This is a genomic window from Pelagivirga sediminicola, from assembly GCF_003072125.1.
Taxonomy (GTDB): Bacteria; Pseudomonadota; Alphaproteobacteria; order Rhodobacterales; family Rhodobacteraceae; genus Roseovarius; species Roseovarius sediminicola.
Window position 1 is genome coordinate 520,098 of record NZ_QCYH01000001.1, and the last position, 17,122, is coordinate 537,219.

The window sequence follows — 17,122 nt, forward strand, 5'->3', positions numbered from 1 at the left end:
GCCGTTTACCGTTTGTTTTGAAAGGAGGCTTATCATGGATATCAGAACACGGCGCGCCTATGATGAGATGGCCGAAAACGATGGCTATCGGGTATTGGCGGATCGCCTCTGGCCACGCGGCGTGGCGAAGGAGGATCTGGAACTGGACGAATGGGGCAAGGAGGTCGCGCCCAGCGACGACTTGCGCAAGTGGTATGATCACGACACCGAAAAATGGGACGAGTTCCGTCGCCGCTATGCGCGGGAGCTGGACGATTGCGATGCCGCCGACGATCTGGCCAAGCGCGCCAAGGATGGCCGCGTGACGTTGATCTACGCCGCCAAGGACGAGAATCACAACAACGCCGTCGCCTTGCGCGACTGGCTGAAGGAAAAGCTGGGCTGACCGCGGCCCCTACATGTGAATGACGCGCCCGTATGCGTCCAGCACGCTTTCGTGCATCATCTCGCTCAGCGTGGGATGCGGGAAGACGGTGTTCATCAGATCCTCTTCGGTCGTCTCAAGCTGGCGGCCGACGATGTAGCCCTGGATCAGTTCCGTCACTTCGGCGCCGATCATATGCGCGCCCAGAAGCTCGCCGGTCTTGGCGTCGAAGATGGTCTTGATCATGCCTTCGGCCTCGCCCAGCGCGATGGCCTTGCCGTTGCCGATGAACGGGAAGCGGCCGACCTTGATGTCGTATCCCAGCTCCTTGGCCTTGGCCTCGGTATAGCCGACCGAGGCGACTTGCGGGTTTGAATAGGTGCAGCCGGCGATGCTGTTCGGTTTGACGGGGTGCGGATCCTTTCCGGCGATCAGCTCGGCCACCATCACGCCCTCATGGCTGGCCTTGTGCGCCAGCCACGGCGCGCCCGCGATATCGCCGATGGCATAGAGGCCGTCCACGCCGGTGCGGCAGTATTCGTCCGTCACAACATGGGCGCGGTCGATCTTCACCCCCAGATCCTCAAGACCCAGATCCTCGACATTTCCGACGATGCCGACAGCGGAAATGACCGTGTCGAATTCCTGTTTCTCGACCTTGCCACCGGTTTCGATATGGGCCGTGACCTTGCCCTTGCCGCGGTCCAGCTGCTTGACGGCCGCCTTCTGCAGAATGGTCATGCCCTGCTTTTCAAACTGCTTCTTGGCGAATTTCGAGATCTCCGCATCCTCGACCGGCAGGATCCGGTCCATCACCTCCACCACGGTCGTCTGCGCGCCGAGCGTGTTGTAGAAGCTGGCAAACTCGATCCCGATGGCGCCCGATCCGATCACCAGCAGCTTCTTGGGCATGCGCGGCGGGACCAGCGCATGGCGGTAGGTCCAGACCAGATCGCCGTCGGCCTCCAGCCCCGGCAATTCGCGGGCACGCGCGCCGGTGGCGAGGACGATATTCTTGGATGTCAGCTCTTCATCGTCGCCCTTGTCCATCTTGACGGCGACCCTCCCCTTGGCGGGCAGATGAGCTTCGCCGCGGAACACATTGATCTTGTTCTTTTTCATCAGATGGCCGATTCCATCGGACAGCTGCTTGGCCACCCCGCGCGAGCGTTTGACGACCGCGTCCAGATCATAGCCGATCTTGTCCGCCGTCAGTCCGAATTCCTTGGCCCGGTGCATCAGGTGAAACACCTCGGACGAGCGCAGCATCGCCTTGGTCGGGATGCAACCCCAGTTGAGGCAGATGCCCCCCATATTCTCGCGCTCGACAATGGCGACCGACAGGCCCAGCTGTGCGGCGCGGATGGCGGCGACATAGCCGCCGGGACCGGCGCCGATCACGATCATGTCAAAGGATTTGGGGGCCATGTGCGTCTCCGGGATGAGGTGTGTCGCCGGATGCTAAACCACATCCGGCCAAGTCACAACGCATCTGCACGATGGCGCGCGCCGCACGAACGCAGCCGCGTCAGGCGACGGATTTTTGCTGAAGCTGGCGCAGGGTGTGGGCGTATGCGCCCGCCTTGAGATAGGCGATTTCGGCCAGCGTCGATTTGCGGCCCAGCGCCTCGTTGCGGTAGGGAAAGCGGCCGAACTGGCGGATCACCTCGCGATGCGCCTGCGCATGGAGCAACGTGCCGTCGCCGGTTTCCGGCATCCGCTCGCAAATCAGGCGGATGCAGCGTTCCTGATCGCACAGGTTCTCCGAATGCATGAGCGGCAGATAGAAGAACTGGCGCGCGGGCTCGTCTATTGCCAGATCCCACTTGCGCCCGATCGCGGCCTTGGCGGCAGCAATGGAATGGCGGTCGGTGGCAAAACTCTCGCCGCTGCCGCGGAACATGTTGCGTGGGAACTGGTCCATCAGGATGATATAGGCCAATGTCCCGCTGGGATAGGTCAGCCACAGGCCGTAATTCCCTTCGCGCGCCTTGCGCCAGACCGGCTCGAACCGGTCGCGGATGGTGGTATCCAGTTTCTTCGATTGGATGTACCACCCCTTCTCGCCCACCTCGTCGAGCCAGAAATTCAAGACGTCGTCCGGATTCACCACGGGTCTGCTCCTTTTGTGACCAATGCCGATATGTTCAGGGTAATGGCTTAGGGCGCCCATTGAACAGTAAAGTATTACTTCAAATGCGACATTCCACTCACGTCGGCAGAATGTGGCCAGTATCGCCCATCAGAACTCCGCCGCGCGCGCGTCCGCCTCCTCTGCGGCCTCTTCCTGGGCCACGTCGATGACGTATTCCTGCGCGAAGGTAGCAGCCATCGGGGACGAGGACGGCATGACCGGCGCATATCCCTCGACCGCGTCGATCACGACATGCCGCTTGCGCTGCGTCATGCGGTAGCCCGCATAGATGGCCATAGCCGCGCCCAGAATGGCGATATAGAGGAAAAAGCCGCTGGGCCCCATCACCCCCATCATCCAGCCGGTGATCAGCGGGCCGGCCACCGCGCCGAGACCGTTGATGAACACCAGGCCGCTTGCGGCGGCCGGCATGTCCTCATGCGTCAGGAAGTCGTTGGTATAGGCGATCAGCAGCGAATAAAGCGGGTTGGACAGCCCGCCCACCACGAAGGCCGCAGCCAGCAGCACCGCGAACACCTCGCCAAAGAGCATGGCCACGAACGCGCCCAGGGCGACGCCGGCCGACGCGACAAGGATCAGCAGGCGGCGGTCCATCTTGTCCGACAGCCACCCCAGCGGATATTGCACGATCATCGCGCCCACGTAGAAGGACGACACGAAGGCCGAAATCTCGCCCACGCTCAGCCCTGCCTTGCCGCCATAGACCGCGCCCATGCCGAACTGCGCCGAGAAGACACCGCCCAGCAGGAACATGCCCACGCAGCCCAAGGGCGACGTGTGGTAGATCTGCATCAGGGTCATCGGTTTGGTCGCCTCGAAGGCGGGTGTCGGGCTGACCGACAGAAGGATCGGCGCGAAGGAGATCGAGATCAGCACCGAGGGAATGATGAACAGGATGAACCCGCCGGGATCGGCCACGATCAGCAGCGCCTGCGCCGAGACGATGCCGATCATCTGCACGATCATGTAGAGCGACAGCGCCTTGCCCCGGTTCTCGTTGCTGGCCGAGTTGTTGAGCCAGGATTCGGCCGTCACATAGACGCCCGAAAAGCAGAACCCGATCAGGATCCGCGCCGCGCCCCAGGCCCAGGGGTCGGTCCATGTCGGATAGAGCAGCATCACCGACGAAATCATCGAGCCGAGCGCGGCGAAGACGCGCACATGCCCCACCCGGCGGATCATCTCGGGCGCCATGCGCGAGCCGAAAAGGAAGCCGATGAAGTAACCCGACATGATCAGCGACATCTCGAAGGTGGAAAACCCCTCGATCTCGCCGCGGATACCCAGAAGCGTGCCTTGCATGCCATTGCCAACCTGCAGCAGCATCATGCCGAACAGCAGCGCCCAGGCGCCTGACAGAACCTTGATCATCGCGCGTCTTTCCCCGTTGTCCCGCCCGCCCCGGCGGTGTCGCCTTGCGGCCGTTTCAGTCGGCCTTGGCAGTCTTTGGGCGCGGGATCAACAGGGATGCGTCACCGTACGAAAAAAACCTGTATTCATGTGTCACCGCATGGGCGTAAATCTGCCGGACAGTCTCATGCCCCATGAGCGCGGAGACCAGCATCATCAGCGTCGATTTCGGCAGATGGAAGTTGGTCATCAGCGCATCGGTCACGCGGAAATCGAAGCCGGGATAGATGAAGATGTCCGTCTCGCCCTGCCATGGCGCGATCGCGCCGCTTGCGCGCGCCGCGCTCTCGATCAGGCGCAGCGCGGTGGTGCCGACGGGGATGACGCGCCCGCCTGCGGCGCGGGTGGCTGCAATCTCGGCGGCGGCCTGGGGCGTCACCTCGCCCCACTCGGCGTGCATCTTGTGGGTTGTGACGTCATCCACCTTGACGGGCAGGAACGTGCCCGCGCCGACATGCAGCGTCACATGGGTGAGCGCCACGCCCTTTGCCGTCAGCGCGGCCAGCAGGGCGTCATCGAAATGCAGCGATGCGGTCGGCGCCGCGACAGCGCCGGAATGGCGCGCCCAGACGGTTTGATAATCGTCCCTGTCGGCCGCATCTGCCGGGCGCCGCGCGGCGATATAGGGCGGCAGCGGCATGGCGCCCGCCTGCTCCAGCGCCGCGTCGAAATCATCGCCCGCAAGGTTGAACCGCAGATGCGCCTGCCCGTCCGCCTTGCCCTCCAGTGTGGCCGAAAGCGCCGCGGAGAAAACCACCGTCTCGCCCATCGCGAGCTTTTTCAGCGGCTTGACCATCGCGGCCCATGCGCCATCCGCACGCGGCTCCAGCAGCGTGACCTCGATGCGCGCCTCCGTTTCGCCCTGCGCACCGCTGCGACGGCGCGTTCCCGACAGGCGCGCGGGAATGACGCGCGTGTCGTTCAGCACGAGGCGGTCGCCGGGGCGCAGCCAATCCGGCAGATCGCCGACATGGGCATCGGTGATGCGGCTGCCCTCCGCCACCAGCAGCCGGGCGGCGCTGCGCGGGCGGGCGGGCCGCGTGGCGATCAGCGTCTCTGGCAGGTCATAGTCGAAATCGCTCAGCTTCATGGTGGCCCCGTCTGGCTGCGGCATCGGCGCGGGTCTTGCCGGGCATCGCGGCGCGCGTCAAGGTCGGTTGCTGCGCCCGCGATCCACCGGCTTGCGCACCTGCGGCGGCGCTGTGCCCGCTTGCGGCGCGGGCGCGGCGGTGCCTTCGGCGGGGCGCTGCGCCGCGGGGGGCGCCGGGGGCGGGCGGCGGAAAATCTCGCGGAACATGCCGGGCGTCAGCAGCGACAGCGGGTTGACCCCGACCGAGGGCGATGCGGCCGGTCCCCTCAGTGTGTAATTCACGCCGACCAGCCCCTCGCCCGCGCGGGTGAACATGGCGCCGATCGCGTTCACCACGTAAAGCGGCGACACGACGCCCTGCATGTCCATCTGCTTGGTGCCGAGGTGGTAATAGCCGTCCATCGAGATCCCCATGGACGCGCCCACCGCGCTGCTTGAATAAAGCGTCAGGCGCTCCGGCGCCAGCCGGAACCGCGCGTTGACATCGCTGAAATGGATACCACTGCCCGACATCTGCTCCAGCAGGCCGACCACGCTGAGCGCGCTCAGCAGCGCGGCGAGGGCGGGCGCATCGGTCAGCCAGATATCGCCCCCGGTCAGCTGCCCTTCATAGGTGCCGGCCGCGCCCGCGGGCGACAGGATCAGCTCCATCTCGCCGCCCCGCGCCTGTTTCAGCACCCCTGCCGAGCCCAGCACGCCGCCCGCATCCGTGGTGGTGATGCGGTAGGCGCTGCGCCCGGATTGCGGCACGATCTGGCCGCGGATCGCGGCGCCGCCATTGACGAGACCCGTAAAGCTGCCATCGACGCCGCGCGCCGTGTCCAGCTTGGCGCGAAACCCCGTCAGAGAGAGCCCGTCCGAGACCACCAGCCGGTCCAGCGCCAGCGTTATCGGACCGCCGGCCCCGCCGCCACCGCCGCCCAGATCCGCCTTGCGCAGATCGATGCTGCCGCCATTGAGGACCACGGCGGGCGCCGCGCCCCTGCCCCGCCCGACCAGCGTCACGGGCGCGTTCAGCCACCCGCCGACCCGGACCTGGCTGAACAGCGCGCGGTCCAGCAGACCGCCGGGCTTCAGCGTGACGCTGCCCAGCGCACCCAGCCCCGGCGCGTCGAGCGACAACCGATCGATCTGCGGCGGCTCGCCCAGACGGCCGCGCACCTCCAGCGCGCCGCGGGCGCTGCGCGGCAGACTCCAGTTCAATTGCGGCAGCGACAGGCCCAGCCCCGCCAGATCCGAGGACAGCGAAAAGGCGCCGGCGCCTTCCTTGGCCAGGTCGACCACCACCTGCGCGGGCGCGCTGCCGGTCAGGCTGCCGGGCGGCAGACCGATACCGAACGCGTCCGAGAACTGCTGGCTCAGCGTCAATGTGCCCTCCACGCGGCTGCCCGCCGCGTCCGGGCCCAGCGTGGCGGTCCAGTGGCCGTTGAAGGGCACGCCGTCCAACTGGCCATCGCCGCCGATGCGCAGCTGATTATCGGCCAGCCGCAAATCCAGCGCCTGCGCCGTCAGCACGCGCCCCGGCACCAGCACATCGCTGCTCAGATCCGCAAGGCGGCCGGTCACTTCGACCTGCACATCCTCGGTCTTGAGGTTCTTGACCAGCGGAAAGCGCAGATCGGCCGCAACGCGCGCCTGCCCATCGGCCAGATCCACCGGGCGGCCCTGCTTGGACAGGAAGCGGAAGGGTTCTTCGTCGATCAGCGCCAGCGCGGCGGTGACGCTGCTCTGGGTGCGCACGGCGGCCTCGGCGGGGCCGCCCGGAATGGTCGTGTCGGGCACGACGAACGCGGTGCCCGCAATGTCGATCGCCCCGCCCTGCGGCGCCTCGATCCGGCCGGTTTCGGCCTCGATGGCAAAGCGCCCGCCGACCAGCATGGCCTTGCCCGACATCTCCTCGATCCGTGGCATCTGCTTCATGAAGCGGGTGTCGAGCTGCGCAAAGTCGAAGGCCAGCGCGACATCCGGCCGCGCCTTGGGGCGCAGCCTGAAGGCCAGGTCGATATTGCGCAGATCGCCCTGGCCGACATTCTCGGCCACCCATTTTCGGGTCTTGGAAACCGCCGCTTCGGGCCATAGCTGCATCAGGCGGGTGCGCGTGATGCCGTCCAGCCGCCCGTCCAGCGCAAGATCCCAGCCCGCACGTCCGGCGCGCAGATCGCCCTGCAGCACCAGATGCCGGCCCTGATCCGACAGGCTCAGCTGCCCAAGGCTCAGATGAAAGGGCTCCAGCACAAGGCGCATGTCCAGCGCGGCACTGTCCACATGGACCGGCTCGGCATAAAGATCTGCCGGATCGGCGGTGATGTCGGTGACGCGCAGCTGCGCGATCAGCTCGTCGGGCCAGCCGCTGGTGCCGCCGATCAGATGCGCGGTGCCTTCGGCGCTGGCCGTGACCCATTTGCTGTCGATCGAAAGCGCCGCGATCTCGATCTTCTGGGCGGCCGGATCATAGGTGAAATAGGTGCGTGCCGAGTCGAACGCGATGGGCTTGGTCGCCGGTGTGGGCTGCAGCGCGCCCTTGCCGATCTGCAGCGTCGCGTTGAGCGGGCCAAGCCGTCCGGCGCCGTCCAGCCGCACGCGCAGCGCGCCCGAGATCGGCGCATCCAGCGCCCCCAGAACCGCCAGCGCCGGCGACTGGAGCGCCAGCTCGCCCGCGGGCAGGTCCGAGAAATTCACGCCCAGCTGCGCCGCCGTGCTGCCGATGCGGCTGGAGAAATTGAACTCCAGCGTGCTGGGATAATCCTGCGCGCCCAGCACGGTGAAATCGCCGCGCGCGCGCAGAAACCCGTCCTCTCGCGTCGCGGCCAGCTTGCCGCCGTTGACCGTCCAGGCGCGGCCGCTGCGCGCATCCTCGTAGCGCAGGGTCAGATTGTCGGCATGCACCCCGGTGAGCGAGGCAAGGCCGGGACGCCCCAGCGCCTCGTCAACCATGCTGATCAGCGACGGCACATCGCGCGGCGCGCGCCGGGCGCCTGCCTGCACGCCCAGATCATTGCCCAGCTCGACCCCGACAGCGCCCGAATCGTCGCGCCGCAGATGCAGCTGCAAACCGGCCAGCCGGATGCTGCCCGGCCGGACCTGCCCTTGCAGCAGCGGGCGCGGCGCCAGCGTGCCGCCAAGTTCGGCCAGCGTGGCGATGACGCGCCCGTCCCAGCCGCGCAGCGTGACATCGCGCAGCGCCAAGCGCGGCGTCCAGCCCGTGTCGACCACGACGACCATCTGGCCCAGCTCCACCTCAAGGCCGCCAACCTGCGCATTGATCCGCTCGGTGATGCGCGCGCGCAGCCAGTCGGGCACCACCACCGGCGTGCCCAGATGGGCAAGCACGAAGACCGACAGCGCGACCGCCAGCGCGGCGATGCTCAGCAGCGACCAGAGCCCCGCCTTGCGGCGCCTGCGCCGTTTGCGGGCGCGGCGGGCCTGCGCGTCACGCGCGGGGCTGTCCGCACCGGGCGGCTGGGATCCTGTCTCGCTCATCTGCTCCCCGGGTGCGTCTGCGCGCCCCTTTGTCCTGCGCTGCGGGCGCCTCTCTTCCATCGGGCGCCCGCAAGGCTAATATATCATGAACAGGCGCCATCGCCACTGCGACGGGCGCCATCGCACCAAGGACACCACATGCCTGAAATTTCCGATAATGCACCCGATTTCACACTTCCCGCCGCGGGAGGCGGCGAAATTCGGCTTAGCGATCTGCGCGGCGCGCCGGTCGTGCTGTTTTTCTATCCGCGCGACGACACCTCCGGATGCACCCGCGAAGCGCTGGATTTCACCGCCCTTCAGCCCGAGTTCGCCAAGGCGGGCGTCAAGATCATGGGCATTTCGAAGGACACAATCGCCAAGCATGACAAGTTTCGCACGAAACACGATCTGACCGTTCCCCTTCTCTCGGACGCGGATGGCACGGTCTGCGAGGATTACGGCGTCTGGGCGGAAAAGAAGATGTACGGCAAGACCTTCATGGGGATCGAGCGCAGCACGTTCCTGATCGGCGCCGATGGGCGCATCGCGCAGGTCTGGCGCAAGGTGAAGGTGCCCGGCCACGCGCAGGACGTTCTGGACGCCGCCCGCGCGCTCTGACGCGGCGCCGGCGCGGGCGCGCGCCCCGTTTTGCGACAAACGGGCGCAGCGCGAGCGCGCGAATGGCCGCTCAAGCCGATGCAGATCGGCAATAATCTGCCGTTTATCGGCGCCAGACCGCGATTCGCGGGCGCGCCGGGGCCAAAACTGTTGCCCCCCGGACGCAGTCTGGCTAAGCAAAACGCCAAGGCGCGACGGGACCAAAAGGATGCGCGCCATTTCGGGACGGTACAATCGGGACAATCGAGGACGGGATACTTGCGGACACGCATCGCCATAAGAATTCGCTCATTTCTTGAGCGCCATTTCCCGGAACGCCGGGTTTTCCTGCGCTCGGAATCGGATACCCGCTTCATCCGGCTGCGCCCTGCGACACAGCTGATCGCCTTTGGCGGCGCGTCCCTGATCGTCGCCTGGTCCATCATCGCCACGGCGATCCTGCTGATGGACAGCATCGGGTCCGGCAATTTCCGCGAGCAGGCCAAGCGCGATCAGCGCAGCTATGAAAGCCGCCTGAACGATCTGAGCAGCGAGCGCGACAAGCGCGCCGTCGAGGCGCGCGAGGCGCAGGAGCGGTTCAACTCCGCGCTCGAACAGATTTCGGTCATGCAGTCCGAACTTCTGGCGTCAGAGACGCGCCGCCGCGAGATGGAGACGGGCATCGGTGTGATCCAGTCCACCCTGCGCCGTACAATGCGCGAGCGCGAAGAGGCGCGCGGCAAGGCCGAAACGCTCACCGCCGAGCTGGAGACATCGGGCACGGGCGACGCGCTGGCCTCCGATGATGGCAACGGCGGCAATGCCGTCGATTTCCTGACCCAGGCGCTGGCCGACACGGCCGCCGAGCGCGACCAGATCATCGCCGACGCCCAGGATGCGCTGCTTCAGGCCGACGAGATGCAGCAGCAGATCCGCCTGATGCAGGACCAGAACGACCAGATCTTCCGCCAGCTCGAAGACGCGATGACGATATCGGTCGAGCCGCTGGACAAGATGTTCGCCGCCGCCGGGATGAGCACGGACAAGATCCTGAACACCGTGCGCAAGGGCTATTCGGGCCAGGGCGGCCCGCTCATGCCGCTGAGCCTGTCCACCCGCGGCGAGGCCCCCTCGCCCGATGCGGCGCGGGCCAATCGCCTTCTCAACCAACTGGACCGGCTGAATCTTTATCGCATCGCCGCCGAAAAGGCGCCCTTTGCGCTGCCGCTCAAGAACGCGTTCCGCTACACCTCGGGCTATGGCCCTCGTTGGGGCCGCATGCACAGCGGCACGGACATGGCCGGCGATCACGGCTCGCCCATCTATGCCCCCGCCGACGGCGTCGTCACGCATGCGGGCTGGCAGTCCGGCTATGGCCGCCTGGTCAAGATCGAACACGCCTTCGGGATCGAGACGCGCTATGCGCATCAATCCAAAATCCGCGTGAAGAAGGGGCAAAGGGTCTCGCGTGGGGATCATATCGGTGATATGGGAAACTCTGGACGATCCACCGGCACCCATCTACACTATGAAATCAGGGTGGACGGCAAGGCCATCAACGCAATGACATTCATCAAGGCTGGTAGAAATGTTTTCTAAGAGCAAAATCAACGAACCTGGCCCGCAGAAGGGCGACGCGCCCAAGCCGGTCGGCCATGACAAGCCTCTGGACGCGCCCAAGCCTGCGGCCTCGTCGGGAGGCGACTTCAAGCCGTCCGCGCCCAAGGCGAAGCCCCCGGCATCGGTGCTGTCCTCGGATCTGCACGTGACCGGCAACATGAAGACCACCGGCGACATCCAGGTCGAGGGCACGGTCGAGGGCGACATCCGCGCGCATCTGCTGACCATCGGTGAAACCGCCACGATCAAGGGCGAGGTCATTGCCGATGATGTCGTGATCAACGGCCGCATCGTGGGGCGCGTTCGCGGCCTGAAGGTGCGCCTGACATCGACCGCACGCGTCGAGGGCGACATCATTCACAAGACCATCGCGATCGAATCCGGCGCCCATTTCGAAGGTTCCGTGCAGCGCCAGGACGACCCGCTGAACCCCAAGGGCAAGGCGCCCGACGCGGCAGGCCATGCCGAAGCCCGCTCCGAGCCCAAGTCGGGCTGAGCGCAGCCTGAAGCAAGGCATCGCCCTGCTGTGGACACATCCCGCCGCCCCGCCGAAAGGTCTGGGGCGGTTTTCGTTTCGCGTGTTGCCCCCATGGCCACCAACGCAACGGGCGGCCCCTTGGGACCGCCCGCCTGCAACTCATTGCATGATTTCAGCCGCTCTATGCCGCTTGCAACGCCTGCGGCGCGCGTCAGGAGCAGCCATTGACGCCTTCGCGTCAATCGGGACGCGCGCTGTAGCGGCGCGGCTGGTGGCTTCGGGCGCGCTGTGCGGGATGCTTCATCACACGCTGGTATGTGCGGTACTGGTTCGGCACGCCGCAGCTGACCGTTCCGTCGCCTGTCACAGGCTGCAATCCGGCGGGGCAGTTATTCTCGCGGGTGCCATAGCGGAACAGTTTTTCCTGCCCCACAGACGCCGCGCGCGCCGGGGCGTGATCTACCGTCGCGATGATGACGATGACCTGCTGCTGCGCAATTGCCGGCGCAGCAAACAGCCCCAGCGCCGCGCCTGTCAAAATTCCACGCGCGGCGTTTACCAAGTTCTTCATAATGTCCCTCGTTATCTAAAAACTCCGCATATGGATGTGCGGCGTCAACTCACCACCAAAGCGTTTCGCCTTTAACCTGAGCCATCAGCTGGAGGCGAAACGCGCACCACACCTACATGTCGCGGGCATTTCGCGAAAAACTGTGATCCAGATTTTTCGTGAAACGCTTTAAACATGGTACGCAGGCCCCTGCCCCTGTCAACTCAGTCGCCCACCGCAAGAAGGCCGCTGTTTCACTCCTGCCACAACTGCCGGGCCACCAGCCACGTCACCGGGAAGCTGATGACAAATCCCAAAGCGGCGGCAATCAGAATGCCGTTCGTGTCGTCATAGCCCATGACCAGCGCGGCGATGATCGCGCTGCCTGCCAAGGTCGAGCCTATGAAAAGATGCAATATTCCGGCCAATCGCCACATGGTCGCGCTCCGTCGCTGGATATGTTTTGCGCAGATTGACGCGCAACCTGCCTTGCTGCCTTGATCCATGTCAGAGCATCTTGCCCCCACGGCATCCCAAAGCGGCTTTTCTTCGGTTTTCGCGCCCTTCGGCCGGAACCCATTGCCATTCGGCGCGTTCAATTGCAACAAAAGCGAAGGGAGAGTTACAATGTTGAGACTTACACTGGCCATGGTTGCAATCCTGGGCATCGCCGCCTGCGAGACGACCGAAGGATTCGGGCGCGACGTTCAGAATGCCGGCGAAGCGATCGAAAACGAAGCCGAATAAGCGCCATCATTGATGTGCGGAGTGAAAAGGCGGCCTCCGGTGGGGCCGTTTTTTTGCGCCCGGATGAAATATCGGTGCCGCATCAATCTTTGTTTAACACGGTTGCGCGATGTTGAGGCATGCGGCGATTTTTTCAAACACACTGCTCCGGGAGCACCTTCGCGTTCACCTTGAACGCTCCCTGTTCCGGCAACGCATCAGCGGCCGAGCGTGCGGCCTTGCTCAGCCAGGCTCATGACGCTGTTTGCCGGGAACAATCGGCGGAGTGTCTTGCCGTTGTCATATTGCCGGACCGCATCGATGCGATCTGGACATCGGCGGATGGCGCCGCGCTCAGGGAACGCCAGCGCAGCTTGGAAGCCGCTTTTACGGCTGAGCTGAAGGTCTTGGAAGCGCTCGATCCGCGCTGCAAGACCAAGCTCAGGGCGCGGCATATTCGCGGCAAGGCGGACCTCCAGCGCCATGTCGACACCTGCCATTTCGCGCCGGTCCGGCACGGCTGGACGCGAGAGCCCGAGGATTGGCCGCACTCCACGATTCACCATATGGCGCCATCGGACATGATCCTGACCTGAGCGGCTAAAGCGTTTCGCGAAAAAACTGGATCACAAATTTTCGCGAAACGCTCGCGACATGTAGGCGTGGCGCGCGTTTCGCCTCTCGCGGATGGCTCAGGTTAAAGGCGAAACGCTTTGGGCGCCTGGCCTTAACCGTCCATCTTCAACGCGGAGATGAATGCCTCTTGCGGAATGTCCACCTTGCCGAACTGGCGCATCTTCTTCTTGCCGGCCTTCTGCTTTTCCAGCAGCTTCTTTTTGCGCGTCGCATCGCCGCCATAGCATTTGGCGGTCACGTCCTTGCGCATCGCCGAGAGCGTCTCGCGCGCGATCACCTTGCCCCCGATGGCCGCCTGGATGGGGATCTTGAACATGTGCCGCGGGATCAGATCCTTCAGCTTTTCAACCATCGCGCGCCCGCGCATTTCCGCACGGTCGCGGTGCACCATCATCGACAGCGCATCCACCGGCTCGTCATTCACCAGGATCGACATTTTCACAAGGTTATCAGTGCGATAGCCGGTCATGTGATAGTCGAAGCTGGCATACCCCTTGGTCACCGATTTCAGCCGGTCGTAGAAATCGAACACCACCTCGTTGAGCGGCAGATCATAGACCACCATCGCGCGGCTGCCCGCATAGGTCAAATCCTGCTGGATGCCGCGCCGGTCCTGGCACAGCTTCAGCACATCGCCCAGATACTCGTCCGGCACCAGGATCGTCGCCTTGATGCGCGGCTCTTCGACATGGTCAACGGTGGACAGGTCCGGCATGTCCGCCGGGTTGTGCAGCGGCAGCAAGGTGCCGTCCTTCATAAATACATTGTAGATGACCGAGGGCGCGGTCGTGATCAGCTCGATGTCATACTCGCGCTCGATCCGGTCGCGGATCACCTCAAGATGCAAAAGCCCCAGGAACCCGCAGCGAAAACCGAAGCCGAGCGCCGCCGACGTCTCCATCTCGGAGCTGAAGCTCGCGTCGTTCAGGGCCAGCTTCTCGATCGCGTCGCGCAAATCCTCGAACTCGGCCGAATCGACGGGGAATAGGCCGCAGAAGACCACCGGCACCGATGGCTTGAACCCCGGCAGCGGCGCGGCACAGGGCGCCTTGTCGTGGGTGATCGTATCGCCCACCTTGGTGTCGCGCACCTGCTTGATCGATGCAGTGATAAAGCCGATCTCGCCCGGCCCCAGCTGATCCACCACCGTCATCGCGGGGCGGAAAACACCGATCCGCTCGACCTGATGGACCGATCCATTCTGCATCATGCGCACACGGTCGCCCTTTTTCAGAACGCCATCCATGATCCGCACCAGGACGATGACGCCCAGATAGGCGTCATACCAGCTGTCCACCAGCATCGCCTTGAGCGGCGCGGATGCGTCGCCCTTGGGCGGCGGCAGATGGGTGATGATCGCCTCAAGCGTCTCGATGATGCCCTGCCCGGTCTTGGCGCTGACGCGGATCGCGTTAGATGCGTCGATGCCGATCACGTCCTCGATCTGCTCGGCCACGCGCTCGCAATCGGTGGCGGGCAGGTCGATCTTGTTCAGAACCGGAATGATCTCGTGGTTGGCGTCGATGGCGGTATAGACATTGGCCAGCGTCTGCGCCTCGACCCCTTGGGTGCTGTCCACCACCAGAAGCGAGCCCTCGACCGCGCGCATGGAGCGGCTGACCTCATAGGCGAAATCGACATGGCCGGGCGTGTCGATCAGGTTAAGGACATATTCCTCGCCGTTCAGCGCGGTATAGTTGATGCGCACCGTCTGCGCCTTGATCGTGATGCCGCGCTCGCGCTCGATATCCATGCTGTCGAGCATCTGCTCTTTCATGTCCCGCTCGGCGACGGTGTTCGTCTGCTGGATCAGGCGATCGGCCAGCGTGGATTTACCGTGGTCGATATGCGCCACGATCGAGAAATTGCGTATATGTGCGAGGTCTGTCATGGCGTCCGATATGGTGTGTATCAAGGGTCTGGTCAAGCTGGATCGCATTGCGCGGGCGCGATTGGGCGGGAGCATCTTGTGAATTGAAAAATCTGTGCGCATCAGGCAGAAAGGCGACCAGCAACAGGCGGGTCAAGGCGGTTCCACCCCGGCCCTGCGGAGCAACGACCCGCACAAGAATGAGGCAGTAAAGATGAAGCATATCGTGATTCTGGGCATGATCGTGGCGCTCGCCGGATGCGGCGGCGCCAACAGGTTCAAGGACCGGCCGCAGCGCGGGGTGTCGGCTGCGACGCCCTTCTATGCGCCCAGCGCCAGCGGCCCGCTACGCTCTGCCTGCCTCGCGTCGGATCGCAAGGCGCGTTCCGACCGGCTTTGCGGCTGCATTCAGGCGGTCGCCGATCAGCACCTGTCGCGCGGCGATCAGGCGCGCGCGGTCAAGTTCTATCGCGATCCGCAATCGGCGCAGGATATCCGCCAATCCAGCCGCGAAAGTGACAAGCGATTCTGGAAATCCTATTCCGAATACGGCACGCAGGCGGCGCGCATCTGCACCTGACGCCAACGCGGCAGGCGCAAGGCTATGCCGCGCCGTCACGCCTCCAGCTCGGCGTCCCAATAGAGGAAATCCAGCCAACTGGCGTGCAGGTGGCCCGGCGGGAATTTGCGCCCCAGGTTGCGCAGCTGCTCGGCCTCGGGGGCGCGCGGCGGTCGGCGCAGCGTCAGGCCGGAGCGCGCGAGGCTGGTCGAGCCCTTGCGCAGGTTGCAGCGGCTGCAGGCGGCAACGACATTGGTCCAGCTGGTCCTGCCGCCCCGCGCGCGCGGCACCACATGATCGAAGGTCAGATCACCGCGCGCGCCGCAATACTGGCAGCGGAATTCATCGCGCAGGAACAGGTTGAACCGGGTGAAGGCCACGCGTTTGCGGGGCTGCACGAAATCCTTGAGCACGATGACAGACGGGATGCGGATCTGCATGCTGGGCGAATGCACGAAGTGATCGTATTCGGCCACGATATCGACGCGGTTCAGCCAAACCGCCTTGATCGCGTCCTGCCATGTCCAGAGCGACAGGGGATAATAACTCAGCGGGCGATAATCCGCATTCAGGACCAGCGCAGGATGCTGTTTCAGGGCGCCGGGGGCGCGCACGAAATCCGTCCTGAAATCTGCGTCCATCCTGTTTCGGTGACCTCCGCTTGCGCCTGCCAGTCTGGGAATGACTATATATGGCGCTCAAGCGCTGGCAACATTTTTGATTGCGCAGGCCGCACCATACCGTGATTTCTGGAAAAACCACGGCATCGGCGCGCCGGGCCACGCGAGGCGGGGCGCCGGAAAGGTGACAAGATGGACGGACGGCGCGCGTTAAAGCTGCGCCATGACCTCGTCCGAGGCGTCGAAATTCGTGGTGACGCGCTGCACGTCGTCGTCATCCTCCAGCGCGTCGATCAGCTTCATCAGCTTCTGCATCGCCTCGAGGTCCATCTCGGTCGTGGTGGTCGGGCGCCAGGACAGGCGCGTTGTCTCGCTCTCGCCCAAGGAGGCCTCAAGCGCGGTGGACACCTCGTTCAGGTCCGTGTCGGCGCACCATATGGTGTGGCCCTCTTCGCCCGATTCCACATCCTCGGCGCCGGCCTCGATCGCGGCCATCATCACGGTGTCGGCGTCGCCCGCGTCGGTGCCATAGACGATTTCGCCCTTGCGCTCGAACATGAAGCCGACGCTGCCGGTCTCGCCCAGGTTGCCGCCGTTCTTGGTGAAGGTGCTGCGCACGGTGCTGGCGGTGCGGTTGCGGTTGTCGGTCATCGCCTCGACGATCACGGCCACGCCGTTCGGGCCATAGCCCTCATAGCGGATCTCCTCGTAATCGTCGCCTTCGCCCACCTGGGATTTCTTGATCGCGCGGTCGATCACGTCCTTGGGCACCGACTGGCTCTTCGCTTCCTTGACGGCCATGCGCAGGCGCGGGTTCTTTTCGGGATCGGGATCGCCCATCTTGGCGGCGACGGTGATCTCCTTGCTGATCTTCGAAAACAGCTTGGCGCGGACAGCGTCCTGGCGCCCCTTGCGGTGCTGGATGTTTGCCCATTTGGAATGGCCGGCCATGAAGGTTCCTTCTGAGATCGCGGATGTTGATTAT

At 64.7% G+C, this 17,122-nt stretch carries 17 protein-coding genes; 7 read left to right on the top strand and 10 right to left on the bottom strand.

The genetic code is table 11. From position 1 onward, the window contains the following. Positions 1 to 34: 34 nt before the first annotated feature. The gene (locus tag DC366_RS02420; RefSeq protein ID WP_108690567.1) at positions 35 to 385 is read left to right on the top strand and encodes a DUF488 domain-containing protein; all 351 of its coding nucleotides are present in this window, start codon (positions 35 to 37) and stop codon (positions 383 to 385) included. Between the two features lie 9 nt (positions 386 to 394). On the opposite strand, the gene lpdA is transcribed toward DC366_RS02420, so the two are convergent. The 5 genes from lpdA to DC366_RS02445 form a co-directional block, all read right to left on the bottom strand. Continuing rightward, complete coding sequence (gene lpdA, locus DC366_RS02425; RefSeq protein WP_108690568.1) at positions 395 to 1,792, bottom strand: dihydrolipoyl dehydrogenase; 1,398 nt, start codon at positions 1,790 to 1,792, stop codon at positions 395 to 397. Between the two features lie 100 nt (positions 1,793 to 1,892). Then, entirely contained in the window at positions 1,893 to 2,477 is a 585-nt protein-coding gene (locus DC366_RS02430) for a DUF924 family protein (protein ID WP_108690569.1), read from the bottom strand. 129 nt (positions 2,478 to 2,606) lie between these two features. After that, positions 2,607 to 3,890, bottom strand: coding sequence for an MFS transporter (locus tag DC366_RS02435; RefSeq protein WP_108690570.1), 1,284 nt, complete (start codon positions 3,888 to 3,890; stop codon positions 2,607 to 2,609). Between the two features lie 55 nt (positions 3,891 to 3,945). Then, entirely contained in the window at positions 3,946 to 5,019 is a 1,074-nt protein-coding gene (gene queA, locus DC366_RS02440; protein ID WP_108690825.1) for a tRNA preQ1(34) S-adenosylmethionine ribosyltransferase-isomerase QueA, read from the bottom strand. Between the two features lie 57 nt (positions 5,020 to 5,076). Then, positions 5,077 to 8,499: an AsmA family protein gene (locus DC366_RS02445; RefSeq protein WP_108690826.1), complete on the bottom strand. Its 3,423-nt coding sequence runs from the start codon at positions 8,497 to 8,499 to the stop codon at positions 5,077 to 5,079. A 138-nt stretch (positions 8,500 to 8,637) separates the two neighbouring features. Between DC366_RS02445 and DC366_RS02450 the strand changes: the two genes are divergently transcribed. From DC366_RS02450 to DC366_RS02460, 3 genes are all read left to right on the top strand, one after another. After that, complete coding sequence (locus tag DC366_RS02450; protein ID WP_108690571.1) at positions 8,638 to 9,099, top strand: peroxiredoxin; 462 nt, start codon at positions 8,638 to 8,640, stop codon at positions 9,097 to 9,099. Between the two features lie 258 nt (positions 9,100 to 9,357). Next, complete coding sequence (locus DC366_RS02455) at positions 9,358 to 10,677, top strand: M23 family metallopeptidase (RefSeq protein WP_207768647.1); 1,320 nt, start codon at positions 9,358 to 9,360, stop codon at positions 10,675 to 10,677. Beyond that, on the top strand, positions 10,667 to 11,194 hold the full coding sequence (locus DC366_RS02460) for a bactofilin family protein (protein ID WP_108690572.1): 528 nt from the start codon (positions 10,667 to 10,669) through the stop codon (positions 11,192 to 11,194). The genes DC366_RS02455 and DC366_RS02460 overlap by 11 nt, the downstream gene beginning before the upstream one ends. 220 nt (positions 11,195 to 11,414) lie before the next feature. Here the strand turns inward: DC366_RS02460 and DC366_RS02465 are convergent, their stop codons facing one another. Continuing rightward, positions 11,415 to 11,747 carry a hypothetical protein gene (locus tag DC366_RS02465; RefSeq protein WP_243405007.1) on the bottom strand — a complete coding sequence of 111 codons (333 nt, stop codon included), beginning with the start codon at positions 11,745 to 11,747 and terminating at the stop codon, positions 11,415 to 11,417. Between the two features lie 233 nt (positions 11,748 to 11,980). Next, complete coding sequence (locus DC366_RS02470) at positions 11,981 to 12,163, bottom strand: CTP synthetase (protein WP_108690573.1); 183 nt, start codon at positions 12,161 to 12,163, stop codon at positions 11,981 to 11,983. A gap of 190 nt (positions 12,164 to 12,353) precedes the next feature. On the opposite strand from DC366_RS02470, the gene DC366_RS02475 reads away from it, so the two are divergent. Both DC366_RS02475 and DC366_RS19610 read left to right on the top strand, forming a co-directional pair. Further along, positions 12,354 to 12,473, top strand: a complete 120-nt coding sequence (locus tag DC366_RS02475; RefSeq protein WP_108690574.1) for an entericidin A/B family lipoprotein — start codon at positions 12,354 to 12,356, stop codon at positions 12,471 to 12,473. 119 nt (positions 12,474 to 12,592) lie between these two features. Beyond that, positions 12,593 to 13,048 carry a hypothetical protein gene (locus DC366_RS19610; protein WP_133176158.1) on the top strand — a complete coding sequence of 152 codons (456 nt, stop codon included), beginning with the start codon at positions 12,593 to 12,595 and terminating at the stop codon, positions 13,046 to 13,048. A 131-nt stretch (positions 13,049 to 13,179) separates the two neighbouring features. Here the strand turns inward: DC366_RS19610 and lepA are convergent, their stop codons facing one another. Beyond that, a complete protein-coding gene (lepA, locus tag DC366_RS02485) occupies positions 13,180 to 14,979 on the bottom strand; it encodes a translation elongation factor 4 (protein ID WP_108690576.1) in 1,800 nt (599 codons plus the stop codon). 193 nt (positions 14,980 to 15,172) lie between these two features. Here lepA and DC366_RS02490 point away from each other — a divergent pair, with 193 nt between their 5' ends. Further along, entirely contained in the window at positions 15,173 to 15,538 is a 366-nt protein-coding gene (locus tag DC366_RS02490; protein ID WP_108690829.1) for a hypothetical protein, read from the top strand. Positions 15,539 to 15,573: 35 nt separating this feature from the next. Here the strand turns inward: DC366_RS02490 and DC366_RS02495 are convergent, their stop codons facing one another. Both DC366_RS02495 and DC366_RS02500 read right to left on the bottom strand, forming a co-directional pair. Beyond that, positions 15,574 to 16,158: an HNH endonuclease gene (locus tag DC366_RS02495; protein ID WP_108690577.1), complete on the bottom strand. Its 585-nt coding sequence runs from the start codon at positions 16,156 to 16,158 to the stop codon at positions 15,574 to 15,576. A 189-nt stretch (positions 16,159 to 16,347) separates the two neighbouring features. Further along, the gene (locus DC366_RS02500; protein ID WP_108690578.1) at positions 16,348 to 17,088 is read right to left on the bottom strand and encodes a YebC/PmpR family DNA-binding transcriptional regulator; all 741 of its coding nucleotides are present in this window, start codon (positions 17,086 to 17,088) and stop codon (positions 16,348 to 16,350) included. Positions 17,089 to 17,122: the final 34 nt, after the last annotated feature.

Coding starts and splice junctions, on each gene's coding strand:
- DC366_RS02450 (WP_108690571.1), top strand. CDS start 8,638: ATGCCTGAAATTTCCGATAATGCACCCGATTTCACACTTCCCGCCGCG.
- lepA (WP_108690576.1), bottom strand. CDS start 14,979: ATGACAGACCTCGCACATATACGCAATTTCTCGATCGTGGCGCATATC.
- DC366_RS02470 (WP_108690573.1), bottom strand. CDS start 12,163: ATGTGGCGATTGGCCGGAATATTGCATCTTTTCATAGGCTCGACCTTG.
- DC366_RS02445 (WP_108690826.1), bottom strand. CDS start 8,499: ATGAGCGAGACAGGATCCCAGCCGCCCGGTGCGGACAGCCCCGCGCGT.
- DC366_RS02435 (WP_108690570.1), bottom strand. CDS start 3,890: ATGATCAAGGTTCTGTCAGGCGCCTGGGCGCTGCTGTTCGGCATGATG.
- DC366_RS02500 (WP_108690578.1), bottom strand. CDS start 17,088: ATGGCCGGCCATTCCAAATGGGCAAACATCCAGCACCGCAAGGGGCGC.
- DC366_RS19610 (WP_133176158.1), top strand. CDS start 12,593: ATGCGGCGATTTTTTCAAACACACTGCTCCGGGAGCACCTTCGCGTTC.
- lpdA (WP_108690568.1), bottom strand. CDS start 1,792: ATGGCCCCCAAATCCTTTGACATGATCGTGATCGGCGCCGGTCCCGGC.
- DC366_RS02460 (WP_108690572.1), top strand. CDS start 10,667: ATGTTTTCTAAGAGCAAAATCAACGAACCTGGCCCGCAGAAGGGCGAC.
- DC366_RS02490 (WP_108690829.1), top strand. CDS start 15,173: ATGAAGCATATCGTGATTCTGGGCATGATCGTGGCGCTCGCCGGATGC.
- queA (WP_108690825.1), bottom strand. CDS start 5,019: ATGAAGCTGAGCGATTTCGACTATGACCTGCCAGAGACGCTGATCGCC.
- DC366_RS02465 (WP_243405007.1), bottom strand. CDS start 11,747: ATGAAGAACTTGGTAAACGCCGCGCGTGGAATTTTGACAGGCGCGGCG.
- DC366_RS02475 (WP_108690574.1), top strand. CDS start 12,354: ATGTTGAGACTTACACTGGCCATGGTTGCAATCCTGGGCATCGCCGCC.
- DC366_RS02420 (WP_108690567.1), top strand. CDS start 35: ATGGATATCAGAACACGGCGCGCCTATGATGAGATGGCCGAAAACGAT.
- DC366_RS02495 (WP_108690577.1), bottom strand. CDS start 16,158: ATGGACGCAGATTTCAGGACGGATTTCGTGCGCGCCCCCGGCGCCCTG.